This is a genomic window from Ensifer soli (assembly GCF_041928815.1).
Taxonomy (GTDB): domain Bacteria; phylum Pseudomonadota; class Alphaproteobacteria; order Rhizobiales; family Rhizobiaceae; genus JBHFEI01.
Window position 1 is genome coordinate 102,764 of record NZ_JBHFEI010000012.1, and the last position, 24,753, is coordinate 127,516.

Sequence of the window (24,753 nt, forward strand, 5' to 3'; positions counted from 1 at the left end):
CATGTGGCGGCCTCTGCAACACGAGGTGAAAGCCACCATGCATCAAAATGCATTGATTCGACCCGACTGGACGCCGGCGACCATTGCACTGATGGTTCTGGGTTTCGTCGTCTTCTGGCCGCTCGGCCTGGCCGTCCTCGCCTATATCCTCTTCGGCGAGCGGCTCAAATCGTTCAAGCGCGAGGCGAACAACGTCATGGACAGCACATTCGCATCCTTCCGCGGCTTTGGCCGTGGCCGCCGCCCTTCCTGGCGCACCGGATCCGCAGACACCGGCAACGTCGCCTTTGACGACTGGCGCCAGGCGGAACTTCAGCGCCTCGACGAGGAGCGCCGCAAGCTGGACGAGATGCGCGAGGAGTTCGACGCCTATGTCCGCGAACTGCGCCGGGCGAAGGACCAGGACGAATTCGATCGCTTCATGCGCGAGCGCCGGACCTCCGGCACGGACGGTCCCGCCGGTTATCCGGCCGTCTGACGCAACGTGCGACGATACGCCCTCGGCCGGCCCATCACAGCATGGGCCGGCCTTTTCACGTCTGCTGCCGCGCGGCGGCGAATCGGCTAATCAGGATCCATGATCTCGCTTCTTCGCAAACCGCGCCGAAAGCCGCGTGCGCCGGCGCCGCCGGTGATGCGCCTTCTGACCGTGGAGGGCAGGCCGATCCCGCTGACGATCCGCGAGCACGCGCAGTCGACGCGCATGACGCTGCGCATCGAGCCGGGCGGCCGGGCTCTGAAGATGACGGTGCCGATCGGCCTCGCGCAGCGCGAGGTGAACGCGTTCCTCGACCGCCACCATGGCTGGCTCGCCACGAAGCTTTCCCGCTTTGCCGACGACCGGCCGCTGGCGGAGGGATCGACCATCCTCCTTCGCGGTGTAGCGCATCGTGTGGTGCGCACCGGCAGGCTGCGTGGCCTGACGGAAAGCGCGGTGGAGGAGGGGGAAGCGGTGCTGAAGGTCGGCGGCGCGCCGGAACATCTGCGCCGGCGGATCGCGGATTTCCTCAAAAAAGAGGCAAGGCGTGATTTCGAGGCACGCGTTGCCGTTCATGCACCGAAGGTCGGGCGCCGGGTCGCGTCGATCTCGATCAAGGATACGCGCAGCCGCTGGGGCTCCTGTTCAGCCGAGGGTGCGCTGAGCTTCTCATGGCGCATCGTGATGGCGCCGCCGATGGTGCTTGACTATCTCGCGGCCCATGAGGTGGCGCATCTGCGCGAGATGAACCATGGACCGCGCTTCTGGGCGCTCTGCCGCAGCCTTCACCCCGCCATGGACGAGGCGCAGGCTTGGCTGAAGCGTCATGGGACGCTTCTGCATGCCATTGATTTCACGTGAAACACCTTCAGCGCAGCGACCGGCCGCCGATCGCGTCGCGGATCTTCCGGTCGGTCTTGTACTGGCTGAGCGCATAGACGGACCAGATCGCCGCCGGAATCCAGCCGATCAGCGTTACCTGCAGGATCAGGCAGATGATGCCGGCGAAAGGCCTGCCGATGGTGAAGAATTGCAGCCAGGGAAGAAGCAGCGCAAGCAGAAGGCGCATCCGGTCGTACCTCGCGAAATCATCTCTCTTTCGGGGAGATATGGGGCGTCGATCGGCCGGCGCAAGGCGCTTTTCGGCTCGACTTCACCGCCGTTTCATGCGAGGTCGCAAGAATGAGGACGGACGTGAAAATCTGCGGGCTGAAGACGCGGGAAGCGGTCGAGACGGCGGTCTCGCTCGGCGCGAGCCACACCGGTTTCATCTTCTTTCCGAAGAGCCCGCGCCATATCGAGCCGGACGATGCCGGTGCGATCGCCGCGGCCGCACGCGGCCGGGCGAAGATCGTCGCCGTCACCGTCGACGCCGACAATGACGCGCTCGACGAGATCGTCTCCGGCCTTTCGCCCGACATGCTGCAATTGCACGGATCCGAAAGCCCCGACCGCGTTTTGACCATAAAGGCCGTCTACGGCCTGCCGGTGATCAAGGCCCTGTCCGTCAGCGATTCGGGCGATCTGAAGCGGATCGACGCCTATCTCGGAATTGCCGACCGGTTTCTCTTCGACGCCAAGCCGCCGAAGGGCGCGGATCTGCCCGGCGGCAACGGTGTCGCCTTCGACTGGCGGCTCTTGGCCGCGCTTGACGAAGGCGTCGATTACATGCTTTCCGGTGGCTTGAACGCCGGCAATATCGCCGAGGCGCTGGCCTTGACGCGGGCGAGGGCGGTGGACATCTCGTCCGGCGTCGAATCCGCCCCCGGCGTCAAGGATCCGGCATTGATGCGGGATTTCTTCGCCGCGCTCCGCAGGGCGGAAGCGGCGATCGACACGACAGGGGATGAGCGGTGAACCAGGCGCCAAAACTGAATTCCTTCCGTGAAGGTCCGGACGAGGACGGCCGTTTCGGCATTTTCGGCGGCCGCTTCGTCGCGGAAACCCTGATGCCGCTGATCCTCGATCTCGAGGACAAGTGGAACGCGGCGAAGACCGATCCGCTGTTCCGCGCCGAACTCGAACATCTCAACACCCATTACACCGGCCGGCCGAGCCCGCTCTACTTCGCCGAGCGGCTGACGGCCGAACTCGGCGGCGCGAAGATCTATTTCAAGCGCGACGAGCTGAACCACACCGGCTCGCACAAGATCAACAACTGCCTCGGCCAGATCCTGCTGGCGAAGCGCATGGGCAAGACGCGCATCATCGCCGAGACCGGGGCAGGCCAGCATGGCGTCGCTTCCGCGACCGTCGCCGCCCGCTTCGGCCTGCCCTGCGTCGTCTACATGGGCGCGACCGACGTCGAGCGGCAGGCACCGAACGTCTTCCGCATGAAGCTGCTCGGCGCCGAGGTAAAGCCGGTAACGGCAGGCCAGGGCACGCTGAAGGACGCGATGAACGAGGCGCTGCGCGACTGGGTTACCAATGTCGACGACACCTATTACATGATCGGCACGGCCGCGGGGCCGCATCCCTATCCGGAGATGGTGCGCGAATTCCAGTCGATCATCGGCAAGGAAGCGCGTGAACAGATTCTCGCGGCCGAGGGACGGCTGCCGGATCTGATCATCGCCGCCGTCGGCGGCGGCTCCAATGCCATCGGCCTCTTCCATCCCTTCCTCGACGACGAGAGCGTGAGGATCGTCGGCGTCGAGGCGGGCGGCAAGGGGCTCGACGGCGAGGAACACTGCGCCTCGCTGACGGCCGGTTCCCCCGGCGTGCTGCATGGCAACCGCACCTATCTGCTGCAGGATGGCGACGGCCAGATCAAGGAAGGTCACTCGATCTCGGCCGGTCTCGATTATCCGGGCATCGGTCCGGAGCATTCCTGGCTGAAGGATGCGGGCCGCGTCGACTATGTGCCGATCAGGGACGACGAGGCGCTCGCCGCCTTCCAGACCCTGACCCGCGTCGAGGGCATCATCCCGGCGCTGGAGCCCAGCCATGCGCTGGCCGAGGTGATCAAGCGCGCGCCGACCATGGGCAAGGACCAGATCATCATCATGAATCTCTGCGGCCGCGGCGACAAGGATATCTTCACCGTCGGCAAAATTCTCGGAATGGGGCTCTGAACCGATGACCGCACGCATGGATCAACGTTTCGCGGCACTGCGCGCCGAGGGCCGCCCGGCGCTCGTCACCTATTTCATGGCAGGCGATCCGGAATTCGAGACCTCGCTTTCGATCATGAAGACGCTGGCCCTGTCCGGCGCCGACGTCATCGAGCTCGGCATGCCCTTTTCCGATCCGATGGCCGACGGCCCGGCGATCCAGCTTGCCGGCCAGCGCTCGCTGAAGGCCGGTCAGACGCTGAAGCGGACGCTGGAGATGGCGCGGCGCTTCCGCGAGAGCGACGCGGATACGCCGATCGTGCTGATGGGCTATTACAACCCGATCTACATCTACGGCGTCGAGCGTTTCCTCGACGATGCCTTGGCCTCCGGCATCGACGGACTGATCGTCGTCGACCTGCCGCCGGAAATGGACGACGAACTCTGCCTTCCCGCCCTGAGGAAGGGCGTCAATTTCATCCGTCTCGCCACGCCGACGACGGACGGGAAGCGTCTGCCGAAGGTGCTGCAGAACACCTCCGGCTTCGTCTATTACGTCTCGATGAACGGCATCACCGGTTCGGCGCTGCCGGATCCGTCGCTGATCGGCGCCGCCGTCGGCCGCATCAAGGCCCATACCGACCTGCCCGTCTGCGTCGGTTTCGGCGTCAAGACGGCCGAGCATGCGCAGGCGATCGGCGCTGCGGCCGACGGTGTCGTCGTCGGCACGGCGATCGTCAACCAGATCGCCTCCAGCCTCGCCGCCGACGGCAAGGCGACGGAAGCCACCATTCCCGGCGTCGAGGCGCTGGTGCGCAGTCTTGCCGCCGGCGTCCGCGCCGCTCGCCTTGAGGCGGCCGAATAGGGATCCCATATGGAGATCGCCCGGTCCAGGCGCCGGGCGCGCCAGAGGAGCTTGCGATGAACTGGATCACCAATTATGTCCGGCCGAAGATCAACTCGATGCTCGGCCGGCGCGAGGTTCCCGAAAACCTCTGGATCAAGTGCCCTGAAACCGGCGAAATGGTCTTCCACAAGGATCTCGAGGAGAACCTCTGGGTCATCCCGCAATCCGGCTACCATATGAAGATGCCGGCGAAGGCGCGGCTGAAGACGCTGTTCGATGACGGCGCCTACGATTCGCTGCCACAGCCGAAGGTGGCGCAGGACCCGCTGAAGTTCCGGGATTCGAAGAAATATACCGACCGCCTGCGCGACAGCCGGGTCAAGACCGATCTGGAAGATACGATCGTCGCCGGCGTCGGCACCGTCGAGGGGCTGAAGCTGGTTGCCGTGGTGCACGAGTTCAATTTCATGGGCGGCTCGCTCGGCATCGCCGCGGGCGAGGCGATCGTCAAGGCCTTCGAGCGCGCGATCGCGGAGCATTGCCCGCTGGTGATCTTCCCGGCGTCGGGCGGCGCCCGCATGCAGGAGGGCATCCTGTCGCTGATGCAATTGCCGCGCACCACAGTCGCCGTGCAGATGCTGAAGGAGGCGGGCCTTCCCTATGTCGTCGTCCTCACCAATCCGACGACCGGCGGGGTCACCGCGTCCTACGCCATGCTCGGCGATATCCACATCGCGGAACCCGGGGCGGAGATCTGCTTTGCCGGCAAACGGGTGATCGAGCAGACCATCCGCGAAAAGCTGCCGGAGGGGTTCCAGACTGCGGAATACCTGCTGGAGCACGGCATGGTCGACATGGTCGTCAAGCGCCACGATATCGCTCCGACGCTGGCCCGGCTCTTGAAGATCCTGACGCGCGAGCCGGCCGGCGAAGCGATGGTCGTCTCCGAATCCGGCGAAGCATCGCAGGCGCTGGTGCCGGCCGCCTGAGAGCCTGCCCCCGCCCGCCCGAGACGCAGGAGACGCAGCCGATGACACTCCTTAAATCCAGCGAGGCGGCGGGCGAGATCGAACGGCTGCTCGGCCTGCATCCGAAAGGGTTCGACCTTTCCCTCGGACGCATCACACGGCTTCTCGCTTCGCTCGGCCATCCCGAGCGCCGCCTGCCGCCGGTGATCCACGTCGCCGGAACCAACGGCAAGGGATCGGTCACCGCCTTTTCCCGGGCGATTCTCGAGGCGGAGGGCCTTGCCGTCCATGTCGACACGTCCCCGCATCTGGTCAACTGGCACGAACGCTACCGCCTCGGCCGGGCCGGCGGGCGCGGCCTGCTGGTGGCGGACGCGGTGCTGGCCGAGGCGGTGCGCCGGGTTGCCGATGTGAATGCCGGCGAGGCGATCACCGTCTTCGAGCTCCTGACCGCCGTCGCCTTCGTCCTTTTCTCCGAGCATCCCGCCGATGCCGCGATCATCGAGGTCGGGCTCGGGGGACGTTTCGATTCCACCAATGTGATCGACCGGCCGGCGGTGAGCGTGGTGATGCCGATCTCGCTCGATCACCAGGCCTTCCTCGGCGACCGGGTGGAACTGATCGCGGCGGAGAAGGCAGGCATCATGAAGCGCGGCGTCCCCGTCGTCATCGGCCATCAGGAGTATGACGGCGCGCGCGACGTGCTCGTCTCCACGGCGGAACGGCTCGGATGCCCTCTCTCCGTCTACGGCCAGGATTATCTGGCGTATGAGGAGCATGGCAGGCTGATCTACCAGGATGAATCCGGCCTGATGGACCTCCCGCTGCCGCGCCTGCCGGGCCGGCACCAGTATGCCAATGCCGCGGCCGCGATCCGCGCGGTGCGGATGGCGGGTTTCGACGTCTCGGAACGCGCGATCGAACAGGGTCTGACGACCGTCGAATGGCCGGCCCGCATGCAGCGGCTGACCAGCGGCCATCTCATCGCCATGGCGCCGCGAAACGCGGAACTCTGGCTCGATGGCGGGCACAATCCGGGTGCCGGCCAGGTCATCGCCGAGGCGATGGCGAACCTCGAGGAGCGCGAGCCGCGCCCGCTCTTTCTCGTTGCCGGCATGATCAACACAAAGGAACCGGTCGGCTATTTCGAGGCGTTCCGGGGGTTGGCCGAGCATGTCTTCACCGTGCCGGTTGAGCAGTCCGATGCCGGGCTCGATCCGGCGGCGCTCGCCCTTGATGCGGCGACCGCGGGGCTGGAGGCGACCGCCTGCGACAGTGTCGGGGATGCGCTTGCGACGATCGCCGCGCTCACCAGCGCCGACACGGTGCCGCCGCGCATCCTGATCGGCGGCTCGCTCTATCTCGCCGGCGAGGTGCTAGCGCTGAACGGCACGCCGCCCACCTGACACGCTCTCCGTCACGGACAAAGAAAAACAGGGACAAAGAAAAGCCCGGCGGGAACGGATCCGGCCGGGCTTTTCATCTAGAGCGTGTCTCGCGAAGGTGTGCAGCGGCTTTGCGAAAAGACACGCGTAAAACCAAAAACCTAAAGCGTAAGAGCGAATCTGAAAGATCGCGACACGCTTTAAGTGGCGCAGGCGTTACGCGGCTGCGGTCGAAATCCAGTTCGTCAGCGCGGTCTTCGGCGCGGCGCCAACCTTGATGTCGGCAACGGCGCCGCCCTTGAACATCGCCAGCGTCGGAATCGAGCGGACGCCGTACTGGGCGGCGAGCTCCGGATTTTCGTCGATGTTGAGCTTCGCGACCTTGACCTTGCCGGCGAACTCGTTGGCGAGCTCTTCGAGGCTCGGCGCGATCATCTTGCACGGACCGCACCATTCGGCCCAGAAATCGACGACCACGGGCTCGGCGGACTTCAGCACTTCCTCGTTGAAATTGGTGGCATCGACTTTGACGGTGGCCATGGGCATGCTCCTTGCCTGGAAAGCGGGATGGTGAAAGACGGACAATGTCGGCGCGGCGACGTTTCATCAGATGTGAGGGGTGGGGCCGGCCTTTTCAATGCCGGGTATCTCACTTTGTCGCAAGCGCTTCAAGGCTGCGGTCGAGATGTTCGTCCGGAATGGCGCAGACGAGGGGCCCCTCGGTGAAGACGAGAAGGGCGTCGACGCGGCGGCCCGGATAGAGGGGCTGCATCAGCGCCCGGTAGATGGCGAGCTGGGCGCGGTACGTCTCCGGCACCGCTTCCGCCGAAGCGGGCACGTGGCGGTCGGTCTTGAAGTCGGCGATTGTTACCGCTTCGGCGGTCACCGCGATCCTGTCGATGCGGCCGGAAACGGCGAAGGCGCGCCGTCCGAGCGTCAGCGTGCCCATCACCGACACCTCGGCGCGGCTGCGGCCTTCGAAAAGGGGGCGCGCCTCCGGCATGTCGAGCACGGCGAGCGCCGAGCGGACGACGGCCTGCCTCTCGCGTTCCGGCCAATGGGGGACCGAGCGGGCGACATAGCGTTCGGCCGCCGGCCGGCGCTCCTCGGGGGCAAGCGTCGGCAGCACCTGCAGGAAGCGGTGGAGGATGGCGCCGCGTTGCAGCGCCAGGCCGCGTCGCTCCGGTTCGCCGAAGAGCGGCGACGTCACGATCCGCTCGGCATCGGTGTCGTCGATCATGACACCGGCGCCCGACGGGGCCAGCGGTCGCGGCAGGTGCGGTGGCTCCCGGGGCGGGATGGACAGAAGCGCGGGCAGCGGCGCGGCGGCGCAGGCATCGGGGACCGTCCTCTCGGCTGGCGCCGGTTGCGGCCCGAGCGCCGGGTTTCGCCAGCGCGCGCCGTCCCATTCGAGCCCGCCGGCGGAAAAGCGGTGCGGCGCGAGGAAACCCTTCGTGTCGGCGCCAAGGCCGGCCCCGATCATGCCGTGCCAGGTTTCGCCGGGATCGGTCTTGCCGCGATAGCCGCAGATCACCAGACGGTCGGCGGCGCGGGTCATGGCGACATAGAGGAGACGGCGATATTCCTCCTCGGCGCGCTGCTTCTGGGCGGCGGTGTCGGCCTCGACCGGCTCCGCGGCCGGTGCCCCGGGCGCGCGCCAGACCGGAATGTCGATGCTGCCTGCACCCGGAACCAGCCTCAGCCCGGGCTGGTGCTGCGGCACGTGCGCCCTGCCGCCGCTGTCGACGACGAAGACGACGGGCGCCTCGAGCCCCTTGGCCGCGTGCACCGTCATGATGCGCACCTCGTTGCGGCCCTTGTCCTGCTCGCGCTTGATCGAGGGCGCCTCCATCTCCAGCCCGGAAAGAAAGGCCTGCAGGCCGGGAAGGCCGGCCTTTTCCTGGGCGAGCGCGAAGGAGAGGAATTCGTCGAGAATGTCGCTCGCCTCGCTGCCGAGCCGGGCGAGGAAGGCCGCGCGGCCGCCGCCGGGGCCGAGGATCGCGGCGAAGAGATCGAAGGGCGCGGCGTCGCGTGCGAGGGCGACGATGCCGTCGAGACGCTGCAGGACCGTCGCGAGCGGGCCGTCCGCATCCCTCGCCTGGCGTCCGAGATGGGCCCAGAGGCTTTCGCCCTCGCCCCGCCCGGCGGCAAGCGTGAAGACCTCCTCCTCGCTCAGGCGGAAGAGCGGGCTTTTCAAGGCGGCGGCGAGCGACAGGTCGTCCTCCGGCAGCAGCGCGAAGCGGCCGAGCGCCATCAGGTCCTGCACGGCGATGTGCCCCGTCAGCACCAGCCGGTCGGCGCCGCCGACGGGGATGGTGCCGCGCCGTTTCAACGCCCGCGTCAGCGCATTGACGAAGGCGTCGCGCTTGCGCACCAGCACGATGACGTCGCGCGGCTCGATCAGCCGCACGCCGTCGCGGGTCGCGATCGTCTCGCGGCCGATCCACTGGTCGAGGATGGCGGCGATGCGCTGGGCGAGCTGGTTCGGTGGCGCATTCTCGCGGATCGCGTCGAAGGCGGCGGTCCAGTCCTCCTCGTCCGTCAAGGACGGGGCGGGCGCGATCATCTCCCAGAGGTCCACCTGCCCCGGCTGGCGGACCCGGTTCGAGGCATGCACGATCGGCTCGCCGGAGGCCGAGACGCCGCGCGCATGGCCGGGATCGGCGAAGACGGCATCGACGGCCGACAGAACGTCCTCGGTGGAACGGAACGACAGCTGCAGCCGGACGGAGTGGAAATCGAGCCCGGCGGCAGCGACTTTCGCCTGCGTCGCCAGGCGCTCCTCGTGAAAACGCTGCGGCCTCGCACCCTGAAAGGAGTAGATCGACTGCTTCTCGTCGCCGACGGCGAAGATCGTTCGCCGGCTGGGGCGGGCCGAGGCGCCGGCGAAGAAGTCGTCGCTGAGCGAGCCGATGATGTCCCATTGCACCGGGCTCGTGTCCTGCGCCTCGTCGACGAGGATGTGGTCTATGCCCTGGTCGAGCTTGTAGTGCACCCAGGCGCCGGCGTCGCCGCGCAGGAGCAGACGCGCGGTGCGCTCGACGAGGTCGTCGAAGTCGAGCAGGCTTCGGCTCTTCTTCAGGTCCTCGTAGTCGTGCCGGAAACGGTCGGCGAGCGTCAGCGCGGCTTCCGTCGCGGTGAAGAGATGGAAGAGATCGACCGCGCGGCGGCAGCGCTCCATCCGGGCGCGGGCGCGTCCGAGCCGCTCCTCGATCGCGGGATCGGCCTTCAGCATCGCCTTCGAGAAGAAGGCGCCGTCGGCGCGCGGCTTCGGCCTGTCGCCGCCGGAATAGAAGGCCGCGATCAGCAGGCGATAGCGCTCCGCCGGCGTGGCGGCGTGCCGCGCCGCCATGAGCGTCTCGACGACATCGAGGACGGTCTTGCCGCCCTTCTCGCGCGCGATCGCGACATAGGCGTCGAAGTCCGGCCCCTCGAGCCCGTCCAGCGGCCAGGCGCGCGCCTGCGCCGTGTCCAGCGTTTCCGAGACCGCAATGCCGAGGCCGGCACGCAGGGTCGCCGCAAGGCCGGCACCGCGCCGGGCATGATCGAGAAAACGCCCGAGATCGCTCCGCTTCTCGACGATCGCCGCCAGCAGCCTTTCGAGCCCTGTGTCGTCGGCGAGGTCGAGAACCGTGGCGAAGGCCGCCGCCAGCGCCGGGTCCTCCTCGCTCGCCGCGGCCGTCAGCAGCAGCCGGCGGGCCTCGGCGAGCAGCACGGCGGAGGCGCGGTCGTCGAGAACGGAGAAGTGGCCGGCGACATTGGCCTCCAGCGGAAACTGGTGCAGCAGCGCCTCGCAGAAGGCGTGGATCGTCTGGATCTTCAGGCCGCCCGGCGTTTCGAGCGCCTTGGTGAACAGGCGCCGGGCCGTCTGCAGCGTGATCGCGTCGGGTGCCTTCCCCTCCATCGCCGCGATCCGCAGCGACAGTTCCTCGTCGTCCAGCGTCACCCAGCGACCGAGTTCGGCGAAGACGCGGTTCGACATTTCCGAGGCCGCCGCCTTGGTATAGGTGAGGCAGAGGATCGCCGAGGGGCGGGCGCCGGCGAGCAGCAGCCGGATCACGCGCTGGGTCAGGACATGGGTCTTGCCGGAGCCGGCATTGGCCGAGACCCAGGCGGAGCCCGCGGGATCGGAGGCCGTGCGCTGCAGTTCCGCCGTGCGGCCGAGCCAGGCCGTCGTCGCGGCCGTTTCCTCAGGCGTCATCGCCGCCCTCCTCCCCGTCGTCGGTCGACCATTCGGCGACCCGGGCGAGGTGGTCGTATTCCCCGCCCCAGTCGCGCTGCCTCTGCATGATCAGCCGGGAGGCGAAGCCGTGGCGGCCGCTCAGGAGCGCGTCGAGCAGCTTGCGCAGTTCGGCAAGCGCCGCATCGGCGAGATCGTCCGCCGACCGGCCGCCCTTCTTCGCCTCGTTGTTGACCGCGGTGACGTCGAAGCGCTCGCCGGGCTTCAGCCGGACATAGAGGAGCTCCGCCGCGACGTGCCGGCCGAGGCCGCGGAAACCGCCCGCCTTCAGCACGGCCGCCTCCAGCGGCAGTTGCGGGTCGAGCAGGGCGCGCGCCTCCTTTTCCGAGGGGCTGGAACCGGTCTTGTAGTCGATCAGCACGGCGCGGCCGTCCGGCAGGAGGTCGATGCGGTCGGCGATCCCGGTCAGGCGGATCTCGCCGACGCCGACGGCCATCGTCGCCGGCACTTCCGTGCGGGAGGCGGCGAGCGTCGGCCGGCGCCGGCGTTCCCAGTCGAGGAAGGCGTCGGCGACCGCGCCGAGCCTCAACCGCCAGAGATGGTCGGCATGGGGCGGCAGCGGATGGGAGTCGAGCGCCTCGCGGATCAGCCGCTTCAGCGCCGCTTCCGCCTCTGCCGACGCCGGATCGATGCCGGCGCTGACGAAGCGTTCCACGACACGGTGATAGAGCGTGCCGCGCTCCGACGCCCCTGGCTCCACGGTGAAGGCGCCGACAGGCTGCAGCCGGAGAATGCGCCGGGCATAGACGGCGTAGGGATCGCGCCTCAGCCGCGCGATCTCGCTGAAGGAATAGGTGAGCGGCTGGCGTTCGGCCGGCGGGCGCGGGGCGGGGCGCTCGGCGCGCGGTTCCGCCGGCCGGTCGTCGAGCGCGGCGACCCAGTGGCGGTAGGCGGCGCCGCGCGCGCGCATCGGCTCCGAGAGGGCCTGCCCGCCGAGCGCCATCAGCCGCTGCAGCCAGCGCGAGGCGACCGTCGGCGCGCCGCCCTGCCGGAGCGCCCGGGTGAGCACGAGCTGCCGGGTGCCGGCGGCCATCTGCAGGTCGTGGGCAAGCTGGCCGATGCGCCGTTCGGGCGGCTCCAGCCCCATCGCGATCTTCATCGCGCGCGACAGGAAGGGGTTGTTCGCCGATTGCGGCGGCCAGACGCCCTCGTTGAGCCCGCCGAGCACGATCGTGTCGACGCTCTGCAGCCGCGATTCGAGCGCGCCGAAGATGAAGACGCGCGGATGGCGCATCGCCGGCGGCTTGATCGCTTCGCCCGTCATCAGCGCCACGACGATGTCGCACCATTGCGATCCATCGGCCTGCATCTGGCCATCGGTCTCGATGACGGTCTGGAACAAGCCCGCAAGCGCCTCGCCCGCCTCGCCGCCCCACAGTCCAGCGAGGTCGCCGCGCGCGTCGATCGCGATCGCCTCCAGGGCGCGGCCGGTGCGGGTCGCCCAGTCGGAAAGCGGCAGCTCGGCCGATAGCGGCCGGCCGCCCCGCCCGAGCGTGCCGAGCGCCGAGGCGAGCGGCTCGATGGCGGCGGCGAGCCGGCGGCAGAGATCGGCGGCGCCAGCGATCGACGCGTCGGTGATGTCGCCGCGCCATTCCGTCCGGTGCCGCTCGGCGCTTTCCGCAGCCCAGCGCGCCGCCAGCAGCGGTTCGAGCTCGCCGATCTCGATCGCGCGCGTTCCACCACGCAGCGCCACGCGCTCGACGACGCCGGCGGAGGCGCGCACAGCCTCTGCCGGCAGGCCGAGGCGCAGCAGCGGATGCTTGAGAAGGGCGGCGATCGCCACCGGATCGCCGGGCCGCAGCGCCGCCTCGGTCGCGAGGATCGCCAGCGTGCCGGGCGGTGTCTCGGCGAGCGGGGTTCCGGCGGAATCGTCGGCCTCGATGCCGAAGCGATGGAGCTCGGCGACGACGCGGCGGGCGAGATCCCGGTCCGGCGTCACCAGCGCGGCGCGGCTTTCCGTCTCCTCGCCGAGCGCCAGCCGGAGCGCAACGGCGATCGCGGTCGCCTCCTCGCGCTCGGCGGCGGCCTCGATCAGGGTGACGCCGGCAAAGGCGGCCTGAAGCGCATCGGCGTTGACGCCGCGCATCACGTCCGGCCACTGGTCGGTCGCCTCCGACGGCAGCATGGCGGCGGAAACGAGCGTCTGGCGCAGCGCAAGATCGTCCGGGGCCGCGCCGATCGCGCGCACCGCGTGGCGCGGGACGCCCATGCGGCGGAGCAGCCGGAAGAGGCCGTATTGCGGATGGCTGCGCTCGGATGTCTCCGACCGCCCATCCGCTTGTTCGGTCGCAAGCGCCGTCCACTGCGCGTCTGTCATGTCCTGGTCGAGGCCGGGCAGGACGATGACGCCGTCATCCCGCTTCTGCACGGCGGCGATCAGGCTCGCCGTGGCGGGGATCGAGCCGGTCGAGCCGGCGATGATGACCGGGCCGTCGGAAGGGCGCGTGGCGATCCGCTCCGTCTCGGCGTCGAGCACGGCATTGCGGTGGCGCGACGGCGAGGAGCGCCGGAGCTCGACGAGGCGATCCTGCCAGTAGACGCGGGCGATGCCGAGGAATTCCTGCGTCAGCTCCCACCAGAGCGCGTGCTCGCCCGCCTCGAGCCGGTCGAGCGCCGACCAGTCCACCTCTTCCGTCTCGATCGCGTCGATCAGCTCACAGAGATTGCGCGCGAGCCAGAGGGCGTCGGCGGGGCTTGCCGGGGCGATCAGCGGGCTTTCGGCATGGACGGCGGTGATCGCCGCCGGAAGCCGGTTGCGCCAGGCAAGGATCAGCCGGCCGAGCTCGATCAGCCGGGCGGCGTTCGGCAGCGGCGGCGCAAGGTCGAGGAGGATCGGCACGTCCGCGTCGAAGAAGCCGCTGTCGTCGTCGGTCTCGCCGAGCGCGCGGATCACCGGCAGGATCGCCGAGCGCCCGCCGAGGCAATCGACGAATTCGGAACGCAGCACGCGGGCGGCGCGCCGCGTCGGCACGAAGAGGGTGATGCCGGCGAGCGACAGGGGATCCGACCCGTCATGGCGATAGCCCTCGACCAGCCTTCCGTCGCAGAGCGCCTGCGCCAGCGTCCTCAGGAATGGCAGGCCCGGCGGGATCGTCAGGACATTGCCGGCCGCCGCCTCCGTTGCCATCTCAGTCCGTCCCTCCGGCATGCCGGGCGATCACCGCTTCGGCCGCTTCGATCGCCTCCGGCGTGCCGACCGTGATCCATTCGCCCTCCAGCATCCGTCCATGAAGCCTTCCCGCGGCGATTGCCCGGTCGAAATAGAGGTTGAGGTTGAAGGCGTCCGCCGGAGCGTCGTTGAGCAGGTCGCGCGTCATGGCGATCGCGCCGGCATAGACGACCGGGGCGCCGCCGGCGCCCCCGGCATGGCGGGTGAGCCGGCCGTCCGCCGCGAGCGAGAAATCGATCTTGCCATTGTGGCCGGTCGTGCGCTCCGGCGGGACGCAGAGCAGCAGCATGTCCATCGCCGCCGGATCGAAAGCATCGGCGAGGCGGGCGAGATTGCCGGGTTTTCCCGCCGGTTCATCGACCCAGAAGAGATCGGCATTCATGACGAGGACCGGACCCGGCGGCAGCAGTCTCAGTCCCCTGGCGAGGCCGCCGCCGGAATTCATCAGCCCGGCGCGCTCGTCGGAGATGAGGATGCGCGGCGCCGTGCGGGCCGCGAGATGGGCCTCCATCCGGTCGGCATGATGGTGGACGTTGACGACAACGGTGGTGACGCCCGCCCCGGCGAGAAGGTCGAGCACATAGTCGATCATCGGCCGCCCGGCGACGGGCACGAGCGGCTTCGGCAGGGTGTCGGTGATCGGCCGCATCCGCGTGCCGAGGCCGGCGGCAAGCACCATTGCGTTGCTGATCGGCATCAGGTCCTCATCCCGTGTGATTCTGCCTCAGAGGATTTCAGCCTTTGCGCACCAGTCGCGCAAGGGTGCGAGCGTCTCGTGGGAAAGGGCCGTCTTCAGGTAGGCGAGCGTGCGCGGCAGATGGCGCAGATAGGCGGACTTCCCGTCGCGCTCCTTCAGCCGCACCCAGATCCCGGCGAGCTTGCAGTTGCGCTGCGCCGCCATCAGATGCCAGTCGCGGCGGAAGGCGGCCTCGTCGAAGGGACCGTTCTCCCTGCGCGCGGCGATATAGCGGTCGACGAGGGACGCCGTCAGGTCCGGCGGCATGTCGATGCGCGCGTCCTGCGTCAGCGAGGCGACGTCATAGGCGGTCGGGCCGATCATCGCATCCTGGAAATCGATGAGGCCGACCCGGTCGGTGCCGGTCGCGCCCGCCTGCCAGAGGATGTTCGGCGAGTGGAAATCGCGCAGCAGGAGGTTGGTCTCGGCCGTGCCGGCCGCCGCGATCAGCGCCGACCAGATCGCCCGGTAGGCCTGCCGTTCCGCGTCGGTCGGGGGAGCGCCGCGCATGGAGGGCAGATACCAGTCGAGGAGAAGGCTCGTCTCGATCGCCATCGCCTTGGGGTCGAAGTCCGGTATCCGGTGGCGGGTGCCGTCGGGAAGCGGCAGCGTCCGCGGGAAGGGCGCCGCATGCAGCCGGGCGAGGAGATCGATGCCGGCCTCGTAGCGTTCGACGATCGGCCGGCCGGCCGCATCGACGATGCCCTCGGCGCCGAGGTCCTCGAGAAGCAGGATGCCCTGATCGAGGTCGGCGGCGAGAACGGCCGGGGCATGCAGCCCGGCGGCGCGAAGGCCCGCCGAGACGGCGGCGAAGGGTCGGCAGTCCTCGGCGATATGGGCGATCTGCTGGTAGTATTTTCCGTCTTCGAGGATCGGGCCGGGCGCGAGCCTCGGGGCATCCATCAGCACGCGCGACGGTGTTCCATCCGCGATGACGTGCTCGTAGGCGCGGCTGGAGGCGTCCCCGCTCAGATGACAGCGCCGGGCCCCGGAAAGCCCCTCGCGGTCGAGGAAGCCGCGGATCGCAAGGCTGCGGGCGATCCGCGCCAGCGCTGCTTCCGGTCCTTCCACCAGCAGGTCGCGGCCGTCGCCCCGATGGGTGAACGACAGCGTGATCCGGTCCCGGGGCAGCCGCTCCGCCGCCCTCTCCGGCCATTCGACCAGGCAGAGGCCGTCGGCGAGCGCCTCGTCGAGGCCGAGTTCGTCGAGCTCCGAGGCATCGGACAGGCGGTAGAGGTCGAAATGAGCGACCGGGATGCGGCCCTCATAGGTCTGCACGAGGGTGAAGGTCGGGCTCGGAACCTCGAGGTCGTCGTCTTCGGCGAGCGCCCGGATCAGCGCGCGGGCGAGCGTCGTCTTTCCCGCGCCGAGATCGCCGGAAAGCCCGACGCAATCCCCCCGCTTCAGCGCCAGCGCCAGGCCTTCGGCGAGGCGGTCGGTCGCCGCGGCGTCTGCCAGGAAAAGCCGGACCGGTGCCATCACTCCGCCGCCACGACGGAGGTGCGCTCGGCCGAGGGAATGCGGCAGGTGACGGTGGTGCCGCGTCCGGGAGCCGTGTCGATCGCCACGGTTCCGTGGTGGAGCGCGACGAAGCTTTCGACGATCGACAGGCCGAGGCCGGCGCCGCCGGCCTTGCCGTGGCTTTCGAAGCGGTTGAACACGCTGTCGAGCACGTCCTTCGGGATGCCGGGCCCGTTGTCGGCGACGGAGAAGACGAAATCGGCACCGTCGCGGCGGCAGGTCAGCGTGATCAGGCTGCCTTCGGGGGCGAAATTGGTGGCATTGGTCAGGAGCTTGATCAGGATCTGCTTCAGCCGCTGGTGGTCGGCGACGAAGGTGCCGAGCGTCTCCGGCGCAACGATGCGCACCGTGACACCGCTTTCCTGCAGCTTGCCCGACATGTGCAGCGTCACCTCGTCGAGGAAATCGTCGAGGGCGAATTCAGAGAAATCCAGCTCGATGATGCCGGCATCGACGGTCGCCAGGTCGAGGATGTCGTTGACGAGGGTCAATAGCAGGGAAGAGGAGGTGGAGATGTGGTCGATATATTCGGCCTGGCGCTGCGTCAGTGTGCCGAAGGTCGGCGTCTTCAAGAGATCCGCGAAGCCGATGATGTTGGTGAGCGGCGAGCGCAGCTCGTAGGAGACATGCTGGACGAAGTCGTTCTTCAGCGCGTCCGCCAGACGCAGTGCCTCGTTCTTCTCCGTCAGCGCCCGCTCGACCCGCACGCTGTCGGTGATGTTGGCGAAGGTCAGCATGGTCTGGGCGTTGGGCAGCGGGATCACGGCGAAGTCGAGGATCAGGCCGGTGCGCAATTCCAGGATGCCGTGGTCGGAGGCGCGCTCGTCGTCGAAGCTGGTGATCAGCTGCGCGAAGCGCTTCCAGCCGTCCGGCTGGTCGTAAGAGGCGCCGCAGGCCTGTTCGATCGCGCGGATATGGGTGCCGGGCGCGGCCTGCGCCTCGGTGACGCCCCAGAGCGCGCGGAAGGCGGGATTGGAGAGCCGGATGCGGCCGTCCGGCCCGAAGACGGCGACGCCTTCGGAGAGATGGTCGATCGTCTCGCCCTGGACCTGGACCAGCGTGTTGTAGCGCGTCTCGAGATCGACCTTTTCCGTCAGGTTCTCGAAGACCCAGGTCGTACCGCCCTGCGGCCGGGCGGTGGCGAAGACGCGCAGCGTCTGGCCGTTCGGCAGGTGCCAGAGGTCGGTCTGCGTGTCGACTGCCCGGTAGATCGACAGGGCGTTGTCCTTCCACTGCTTCCAGTTCAGAAGCTCCGGCAGTTTTCCGGCGGCGCGCAGCCGTTCGAGCAGGGCGCCGTTGTCCGGCCTGCCGTCGAGGAAGCCGAGCGGCAGATCCCAGAGCCTCTGGAAGGCCTGGTTGTAGAATTGCAGGCGCTGGTCGCCGTCAAAGATCGCCACGGGGGTCGCCAGATGGTCGAGCGTCTCGGCATGGCTCTTCAGCGTCCGGTCGAGCTCCTCGCGGATCGCCGCGGCATCGGACACGTCGACGGCCATGCCGGCGGCACCGGAGGGAGTGCGGATCGTCACGACGTCGAAGAAGCCGCGATTGCCGCGCACGACGGTGGAGAGGCGCTCGCGGAACGGCGATTCGTAGGTGGCCTGGCTGCGGATGCGCTCGCGCTGGGCGGCGGCGAGCAGCTCGCGCCCCTCCTCGACGGCGATCTGCGCCTCGGACGCCTCGACGGCGTCGGCATAGGCGTCGTTGACCCAGACGAGCCGCTCGTCGGCGTCGCGGATCCAGGCCGGCATGTCGACGGCGTCCATCAGGCCGTGGAAATTCGATAGCGCGGCGCTGAGCCGGTCGCGTTCGAGCTTCAGCGCGGCGAGTTCCTCGCGCAGGTTGCTGAGCGCGACGAAGCGGACGAAGGCCTCGCCGCCGGAGACGCGGCCCTGCGCCTCCAGCACCTCGTTGCGCCCGGTCTCGACGATCAGGTCGAAACTCTGCGCGGCCGAGCGCAGCCGGTCGATGGCGCTTTCGAGCGTCTGGGCGGAGGCCGGCTTCAGCCAGCGGCCGAAGGCGAGGAAATCGCGGTCGTCCTGCGGCGCGCCGGTCTCCGCCGGCAGTTGCCCGAGGAATTCCGGCCGTTCGGAAAGCCCGTCCCAGACGACGATGCGCCGGTCCTTTTCGGTGATCAGCGCCTGGAGGCGGCCGATCCTGTGGCGGGCATCCGACATCGCGCCGCGCAGGCTGCGGTTCTCGCTTTCCGCCCGTCCGCGCTGGCGGATCATCCAGAGGGCGGACAGCATCGCGGCGGAGATGCCGCCGAAGACGATGGAAAAGGCGATGACCTCGGTCGAGCGGAAGATCGCGCCGGTGACGATGCCGTCGACGGCGGCGAAGGCGGGGGCTGCGACCGATCCGAGCGCGAAAGCCGCGGTCGTGGACCTGAAAAAGGCCGAAAGGCTGCGCCTGGTCGTGCCGCGTCTCGAAGGCCCTGTCTGCATCGTCTGCTCGTCCCCGTGGTGCGGGGCGTGCGCAAGCGGACGGCATGCGCGGTCACCCGCGCAGACGGTCGTTGCAAACCCCCGTGTCAGTCGCTCTGTCCGATGCCTCGCCGGCCGCTTTCGGGAGGGCACGCACAGGTCCATTCGAGACGTCTAGCCGTCCATGGCTGCGCGAGGCTTGTGGACCTGACGGGTCCGGCAAGCCGCGGGTGCCTGGTCGTGCCAGGACGGGACACATCGCCGGAGACCGGCGCGCCGCTTGTGGTCCGTCCACGCGTTTCGAATCGACACATTAACCATAATGCTTTGCCGATTCGGCGCAAAGATGCGGGCAAAAAAAGAACCGCCCTCTTGGGGTCAAGAGGGCGGTCTCCATATCTTGTGGATTAGCTGGATAAATATCAATAGCGGTAGTGTTCAGCCTTGAACGGACCCTGGGGCGTCACGCCGATATAGGAGGCCTGCTCGCTCGAGAGCTCCGTAAGCCTGGCGCCGAGCTTTTCGAGATGCAGACGGGCGACCTTCTCGTCGAGGTGCTTCGGCAGGACGAAGACCTCGTTCTTGTAGTCGGCGCCGCGGGTGAAGAGCTCGATCTGCGCCAGCACCTGGTTGGAGAAGGAAGCCGACATGACGAAGGAGGGGTGGCCGGTGGCGTTGCCGAGGTTCAACAGCCGGCCTTCCGAGAGCAGGATCATCCGGTTGCCCTTCGGGAACTCGATCAGGTCGACCTGGGGCTTGATGTTGGTCCACTTCAGGTTGCGCAGTGCCGCGACCTGGATCTCGTTGTCGAAATGGCCGATATTGCCGACGATCGCCATGTCCTTCATCTCGCGCATGTGGTCCATGCGGATGACGTCCTTGTTGCCGGTCGTCGTGATGAAGATGTCGGCGGTTGCGACGACATCCTCGAGAAGCACGACCTCGAAGCCGTCCATCGCCGCCTGCAGCGCGCAGATCGGATCGACCTCCGTCACCTTGACGCGGGCGCCGGCGCCGCGCAGCGAGGCGGCAGAGCCCTTGCCGACATCGCCATAGCCGCAGACGACGGCGACCTTGCCGGCCATCATTACGTCGGTGCCGCGGCGGATGCCGTCGACCAGCGATTCCTTGCAGCCATACTTGTTGTCGAACTTCGACTTGGTGACGGAATCGTTGACGTTGATCGCCGGGAAGGGCAGCAGGCCCTTGGCCTGGAGCTGGTAGAGCCGGTTGACGCCGGTGGTCGTCTCTTCCGTCACGCCGCGGATCGCGTCGCGCTGCTTCGTGAACCAGCCCGGCGAGGCGGCGAGCCGCTTGCGGATCTGGGCGACGAGGATTTCCTCCTCCTCCGAACCGGGATTGGACAGCACGTCCTCGCCGGCCTCGGCGCGGGCGCCGAGCAGGATGTACATGGTGGCGTCGCCGCCATCGTCGAGGATCATGTTGGAGAGGCCGCCATCTGCCCACTGGAAGATCTTGTCGGTGTAGGTCCAGTAGTCCTCGAGCGTCTCGCCCTTGACGGCATAGACCGGGATACCCCTGGCGGCGATCGCGGCGGCGGCATGGTCCTGCGTCGAGAAGATGTTGCACGAGGCCCAGCGCACCTCGGCGCCGAGCGCCACCAGCGTCTCGATCAGCACGGCGGTCTGGATGGTCATGTGCAGCGAGCCGGTGATGCGCGCGCCCTTCAGCGGCTGCGACGCGCCGAACTCGGCGCGGCAGGCCATCAGTCCCGGCATTTCGGTTTCGGCGATGTCGATTTCCTTGCGGCCGAAATCGGCAAGAGCGATGTCGGCGACGTGATAGTCGTTTGTGGTGGTCATGAAAATCTCCAGGCAGGTCTAAGTCGCGCCCGGTCATCCGGTCGCCGCATCATCCGGCGCGCGACGCTCCGCATCGGTCACGAGCGCGGTCTGGCCGGTCTTGTAGCAGCAAGCCGGCAGGCAATCAATATCGATATAAAGAAGTCTTTATATGTTTATGTCGGCGCTCACATCTCTTCGCCGAAACGGTCGCGCACCAGCACGTCGAGCGCCTCGATCGCCTGCTCCGCCTCCCGGCCGCTCGCGGTGACGAAGATCGTGCAGCCGGGCGAGGCCGCGAGCATCATCAGCCCCATGATCGAGGTGCCGCCGACGGTCATTCCGTCCTTCGACACGCTGATCTCCGCCTCGAAACCCTCGACGGTCTGGACGAACTTGGCGGAGGCACGCGCGTGCAGGCCGCGCTTGTTGACGATCAGCAGTTCACGGCTGAGGGACATCGGATCGCTGGCGCCCGTCATTTTCCGCTCAGCACGCGGCTGGCGACGTTGATGTATTTGCGCCCCGCCTCGGAGGCGTCGACGAGGGCCTTGTCCATCGGGCTTTCGGCACGCACGCCGGCGAGCTTGATCAGCATCGGCAGGTTGACGCCGGCGATCACCTCGACCGTGCCGCTCTTCATCACGGAGATCGCGAGATTGGACGGCGTGCCGCCGAACATGTCGGTGAGGATGATGACGCCATTGTCGCTGCGTGCCCGTTCCACCGCGTCGATGATGTCCTGCCGGCGCTGGTCCATGTCGTCTTCCGGGCCGATGCAGACGGTCTCGATCGCCTTCTGCGGACCGACGACATGCTCCAGAGCCAGTCGAAACTCATCAGCCAGCTTGCCGTGGGTGACAAGCACAAGTCCGATCATGGTGTCTCGCTCCAAATGCGTCTGCACTCTTTTCGTGGCGGAATATCGCAATGCAGCAACTTCGTCCACCGTCGGGGCGGACATCTTGGCAAGGAAAAGCCGAAGTGCAAGGGCAAAACGGCGGAATTCGCGCCTCTGTGATCACGAACGCGCAGGGCCGGGCAGCAGACGGCGAAGGACCGCCAGCGGATCGCGGGCCGCATGCGGCAGGCGGACAAGCGGCAGCGTCCGGTCCGCGACGATCGCGAAGCGTTCCTCCTCGGGCGGCAGCCGCGCCTCCTGCGACGGGTCGACCGGCCGGATCGCGAGATGCAGGACGGCTGCGGGGCAGGTCTCGACGCGCACGATCCCGGCGCCGCGGATCTCGGCGAGGCCACGGATCGTTGCCGGCGCCCTGGCGACGATCCGTCCGCCGGCGAATGTGATGTCGACCCGGTCGTCGCTGACGAGCGCGCCGAACTCGCCGGCCTTCACCGCCGCATCGACAAGCGCCAGCGCCAGCGTCGACTTGCCGCTGCTGGAGCGTCCGACGATCAAGAGGCCGCAGGTGCCGACGACCACCGCCGAGGCGTGGATGTTGATCCCTTCTCCGCTCACGTCTGCGCTTCGACCGGCAGGATCAGGACGAAGCGCGCGCCGACCACGCGCTCCTCGTCCGGTGAGGCGGCATAGAGGTTTTCCGCCCTGAGCGTGCCGCCATGGGCCTCGGCGATCTGGCGCGAGATCGACAGGCCGAGGCCGGAGTTTTGGCCGAACCCTTCGCTGTCGGGGCGGTCGGTGTAGAAGCGCTCGAAGATCCGGTCGATGTTCTCGGCCTGGATTCCCGGTCCGTTGTCGTCGACACAGACGACACAGCGGTTGCGCGAGCGCTTCAGCCGCACGGTGATGCGCCCGCCGGTCTCCGGGACGAAGGAGCGGGCGTTCTCGATCAGGTTGGTGATGATCTGGCCGATCCTGAGCTCGTGGCCGCTGACGAGGAAGGCGCCCTTCGGATTGTCCTTGCGGTCGACGACGAAGCGCAGCTCCACCGGCTTCTTGCTGCTGCGGATCTCGCGGGAAATGTCGACGAGATTGGAGAGCAGCTTTTCCAGGTCGACCGTGTCGGCATGGCTGCGGGCGAGCTCCGCGTCGAGGCGCGAGGCGTCGGCGATGTCGCTGATCAGCCGGTCGAGCCGGCGCACGTCGTGCTGGATGATGTCGACGAGGCGCTGCTTGGACGTCTCGTTCTTCGCCAGCGGCAGGGTCTCGACGGCGCTCCGGAGCGAGGTCAGCGGGTTCTTCAGCTCATGGCTGACATCGGCGGCGAAGCTCTCGATCGCATCGATCCGGTCGTAGAGCGCCGACGTCATCTCGCGCAGCGCCACCGACAGGTTGCCGATCTCGTCCTGGCGCGAGGAAAAGTCCGGGATCTCCTCGCGCTCCTTGGCGCCGCCGCGCCGCACCCGGATCGCCGCCGCCGACAGGCGGCGCAGCGGATTGGCGATGGTGCTCGACAGCAGCACAGACAGGATGACGTTGACAAGGGCGGCGACGCCGAAGACGCGGATGATCGCGAGCCGCTCGGCATGGACGATCTTGTCGATGTCGCCGGCCTGCGTCGACAGCAGCAGGACGCCGAGCACGGCGCGGAAGCGCTGCACGGGAACGGCGACCGAGACGATCAGCTCGCCTTTTTCCGTGACCCGGACGACCGCGCCGCGCACGCCGGTCAGCGCATTGGTCACTTCCGGATAGATCGACCCGTTGCCGCCGGGCGGCTCGCGGTAGAGCGGCAGGTCGCCCGGCTGCAGCATGCGGTTGAAGAGCGCGTTCAGCCGTTCGAGGATGCCGGCCGATTCGGGTTCGATCGGCGGCAGATCGAAGCGCAGCACCTGGCCGCCCGTGTAGAGATGGCGCGAATCGAGCAGCAGGTCGGCATCCGCGTCAAACAGCCGGGCGCGGGTGCGCGTCGGGGAGATGAGCCGGCGAAGGATCGGCGCCACACGTTCCTGGATGATCGGGAACTCGAGATCCTCGTCCTTCGGCAGCGGCGTGATGCTCTGGCCGGCCTGGAGCTCGAGCAGCTTTTCCGGATCGATGGTGATCGAGTTGGTGTCGACGGAGGCGGAGGAGGCGATCGCGCCGGCGATGATCTCGCCCTGGGTCAGCAGGCTCTCGACGCGGGCGTCGATGAGGCCTTCGCGGAACTGGTTGAGATACATGATGCCGGCGACGAGGACGAGGATCGCCACGAGGTTGAAGAAGACGATACGGCGGGTGAGGCTCGAAAAGACGGCATTGCCGAAGATCCGCCGGATCAGCGTGAAGGGATGGCCCCAGCGCCGACCGCGGCGGCGCTCGCGAAACTCGCCGTCGGCGGCGTCGGCGCGACCGTTCACGCCGATCTCCCCGGCAACCGTGTCTCCGGCCAAGTCTGGCACGCGCATTCCGTCCTTCCCTCGCCCCCGCCGTCCGTATCAGGGGCAGGCCGGCGTCCCGTCTTGGTCGTCAGGCCGCTTCGCGGAAGCGATAGCCGACGCCGTAGAGCGTTTCGATCATGTCGAAGTCGTTGTCCACCATCTTGAACTTCTTGCGCAGCCGCTTGATGTGGCTGTCGATGGTGCGGTCGTCGACATAGACCTGCTCGTCATAGGCCGCGTCCATCAGCGCGTCACGGCTTTTCACCACACCGGGCCGGAGCGCCAGCGAATGGAGGATGAGGAATTCGGTCACCGTCAGCGTCACCGGCTCGTTCTTCCAGGTGCAGGTATGGCGCTCCTGGTCCATGACGAGCTGGCCGCGTTCGAGCGAGCGCGCCTGCGCTTCGGCCGATTTCGCCCCTTGCGGAGCCGCCTGTGAGGCGGCCTCGCGGTTGACGGCGCGGCGCAGGATGGCCTTGACCCGCTCGACCAGCAGGCGCTGCGAGAAGGGCTTGGTGATGAAATCGTCGGCGCCCATCTTCAGGCCGAAGAGCTCGTCGATCTCCTCGTCCTTCGACGTCAGGAAGATGACGGGGATGTCGGACTTCTGCCGGAGGCGACGCAGCAGCTCCATCCCGTCCATGCGCGGCATCTTGATGTCGAAGATCGCGAGATGGGGCGGGCGCGCCAGCAGGCCCTCCAGTGCCGAGGCGCCGTCCGTGTAGGTCTCCACCTTGTAGCCCTCGGCCTCGAGCGCGATCGAGACGGAGGTCAGGATGTTACGGTCGTCGTCGACAAGGGCGATGGTCTGCATCGTATCAGTAGCTCCGCATGGGTCCCTGCGTCCCGCCG

20 protein-coding genes are annotated in these 24,753 nt (G+C 68.0%); 7 read left to right on the top strand and 13 right to left on the bottom strand.

Translation table 11 applies throughout. From position 1 onward, the window contains the following. The first annotated feature begins 37 nt into the window (after positions 1 to 37). Together ACEVQ6_RS18010 and ACEVQ6_RS18015 are read left to right on the top strand one after the other, a co-directional pair. Positions 38 to 478, top strand: coding sequence for a DUF2852 domain-containing protein (locus ACEVQ6_RS18010; protein ID WP_374890421.1), 441 nt, complete (start codon positions 38 to 40; stop codon positions 476 to 478). 99 nt (positions 479 to 577) lie between these two features. Then, entirely contained in the window at positions 578 to 1,339 is a 762-nt protein-coding gene (locus ACEVQ6_RS18015) for a M48 family metallopeptidase (RefSeq protein ID WP_374890422.1), read from the top strand. A 7-nt stretch (positions 1,340 to 1,346) separates the two neighbouring features. On the opposite strand, the gene ACEVQ6_RS18020 is transcribed toward ACEVQ6_RS18015, so the two are convergent. After that, the gene (locus tag ACEVQ6_RS18020; protein ID WP_374890423.1) at positions 1,347 to 1,547 is read right to left on the bottom strand and encodes a YqaE/Pmp3 family membrane protein; all 201 of its coding nucleotides are present in this window, start codon (positions 1,545 to 1,547) and stop codon (positions 1,347 to 1,349) included. Positions 1,548 to 1,660: 113 nt separating this feature from the next. Here ACEVQ6_RS18020 and ACEVQ6_RS18025 point away from each other — a divergent pair, with 113 nt between their 5' ends. From ACEVQ6_RS18025 to ACEVQ6_RS18045, 5 genes are read left to right on the top strand one after another with little or no spacing between them, the layout of a single operon-like run. Next, a complete protein-coding gene (locus ACEVQ6_RS18025; RefSeq protein ID WP_374890424.1) occupies positions 1,661 to 2,335 on the top strand; it encodes a phosphoribosylanthranilate isomerase in 675 nt (224 codons plus the stop codon). Continuing rightward, a complete protein-coding gene (trpB, locus tag ACEVQ6_RS18030; protein ID WP_374890425.1) occupies positions 2,332 to 3,552 on the top strand; it encodes a tryptophan synthase subunit beta in 1,221 nt (406 codons plus the stop codon). Before ACEVQ6_RS18025 ends, trpB begins: the two co-directional genes overlap by 4 nt. Positions 3,553 to 3,556: 4 nt before the next feature. Next, positions 3,557 to 4,396 carry a tryptophan synthase subunit alpha gene (gene trpA / locus ACEVQ6_RS18035; RefSeq protein WP_374890426.1) on the top strand — a complete coding sequence of 280 codons (840 nt, stop codon included), beginning with the start codon at positions 3,557 to 3,559 and terminating at the stop codon, positions 4,394 to 4,396. 56 nt (positions 4,397 to 4,452) lie between these two features. Further along, the gene (gene accD / locus ACEVQ6_RS18040) at positions 4,453 to 5,367 is read left to right on the top strand and encodes an acetyl-CoA carboxylase, carboxyltransferase subunit beta (protein WP_374890427.1); all 915 of its coding nucleotides are present in this window, start codon (positions 4,453 to 4,455) and stop codon (positions 5,365 to 5,367) included. Positions 5,368 to 5,408: 41 nt separating this feature from the next. Next, positions 5,409 to 6,752 carry a bifunctional folylpolyglutamate synthase/dihydrofolate synthase gene (locus ACEVQ6_RS18045; RefSeq protein ID WP_374890428.1) on the top strand — a complete coding sequence of 448 codons (1,344 nt, stop codon included), beginning with the start codon at positions 5,409 to 5,411 and terminating at the stop codon, positions 6,750 to 6,752. Between the two features lie 195 nt (positions 6,753 to 6,947). Here the strand turns inward: ACEVQ6_RS18045 and trxA are convergent, their stop codons facing one another. The 12 genes from trxA to ACEVQ6_RS18105 form a co-directional block, all read right to left on the bottom strand. Continuing rightward, complete coding sequence (gene trxA / locus ACEVQ6_RS18050) at positions 6,948 to 7,271, bottom strand: thioredoxin (protein WP_374890429.1); 324 nt, start codon at positions 7,269 to 7,271, stop codon at positions 6,948 to 6,950. A 109-nt stretch (positions 7,272 to 7,380) separates the two neighbouring features. After that, complete coding sequence (gene addA / locus ACEVQ6_RS18055; RefSeq protein ID WP_374890430.1) at positions 7,381 to 10,932, bottom strand: double-strand break repair helicase AddA; 3,552 nt, start codon at positions 10,930 to 10,932, stop codon at positions 7,381 to 7,383. Beyond that, positions 10,922 to 14,098, bottom strand: coding sequence for a double-strand break repair protein AddB (gene addB / locus ACEVQ6_RS18060; protein ID WP_374890431.1), 3,177 nt, complete (start codon positions 14,096 to 14,098; stop codon positions 10,922 to 10,924). Before addB ends, addA begins: the two co-directional genes overlap by 11 nt. A gap of 1 nt (position 14,099) precedes the next feature. Next, complete coding sequence (locus ACEVQ6_RS18065) at positions 14,100 to 14,837, bottom strand: nucleotidyltransferase family protein (protein ID WP_374890432.1); 738 nt, start codon at positions 14,835 to 14,837, stop codon at positions 14,100 to 14,102. A 27-nt stretch (positions 14,838 to 14,864) separates the two neighbouring features. Then, entirely contained in the window at positions 14,865 to 16,355 is a 1,491-nt protein-coding gene (gene tsaE, locus ACEVQ6_RS18070; RefSeq protein WP_374890433.1) for a tRNA (adenosine(37)-N6)-threonylcarbamoyltransferase complex ATPase subunit type 1 TsaE, read from the bottom strand. Beyond that, positions 16,355 to 18,841 (bottom strand): PAS domain-containing sensor histidine kinase, encoded by a 2,487-nt coding sequence (locus tag ACEVQ6_RS18075; protein ID WP_374890434.1) that lies wholly within the window; start codon positions 18,839 to 18,841, stop codon positions 16,355 to 16,357. The genes tsaE and ACEVQ6_RS18075 overlap by 1 nt, the downstream gene beginning before the upstream one ends. Positions 18,842 to 19,242: 401 nt before the next feature. After that, positions 19,243 to 20,643, bottom strand: a complete 1,401-nt coding sequence (gene ahcY, locus ACEVQ6_RS18080; RefSeq protein ID WP_374890435.1) for an adenosylhomocysteinase — start codon at positions 20,641 to 20,643, stop codon at positions 19,243 to 19,245. 167 nt (positions 20,644 to 20,810) lie between these two features. Next, positions 20,811 to 21,104 (bottom strand): HPr family phosphocarrier protein, encoded by a 294-nt coding sequence (locus ACEVQ6_RS18085; RefSeq protein WP_374890436.1) that lies wholly within the window; start codon positions 21,102 to 21,104, stop codon positions 20,811 to 20,813. After that, positions 21,101 to 21,502, bottom strand: a complete 402-nt coding sequence (locus ACEVQ6_RS18090; RefSeq protein ID WP_374890437.1) for a PTS sugar transporter subunit IIA — start codon at positions 21,500 to 21,502, stop codon at positions 21,101 to 21,103. Before ACEVQ6_RS18090 ends, ACEVQ6_RS18085 begins: the two co-directional genes overlap by 4 nt. A 141-nt stretch (positions 21,503 to 21,643) precedes the next feature. Continuing rightward, on the bottom strand, positions 21,644 to 22,099 hold the full coding sequence (locus tag ACEVQ6_RS18095) for an HPr kinase/phosphorylase (RefSeq protein WP_374890438.1): 456 nt from the start codon (positions 22,097 to 22,099) through the stop codon (positions 21,644 to 21,646). Then, positions 22,096 to 23,928, bottom strand: a complete 1,833-nt coding sequence (locus ACEVQ6_RS18100) for a stimulus-sensing domain-containing protein (RefSeq protein ID WP_374890439.1) — start codon at positions 23,926 to 23,928, stop codon at positions 22,096 to 22,098. The genes ACEVQ6_RS18095 and ACEVQ6_RS18100 overlap by 4 nt, the downstream gene beginning before the upstream one ends. A 61-nt stretch (positions 23,929 to 23,989) precedes the next feature. Then, positions 23,990 to 24,715: a response regulator transcription factor gene (locus ACEVQ6_RS18105; RefSeq protein WP_374890440.1), complete on the bottom strand. Its 726-nt coding sequence runs from the start codon at positions 24,713 to 24,715 to the stop codon at positions 23,990 to 23,992. Positions 24,716 to 24,753: the final 38 nt, after the last annotated feature.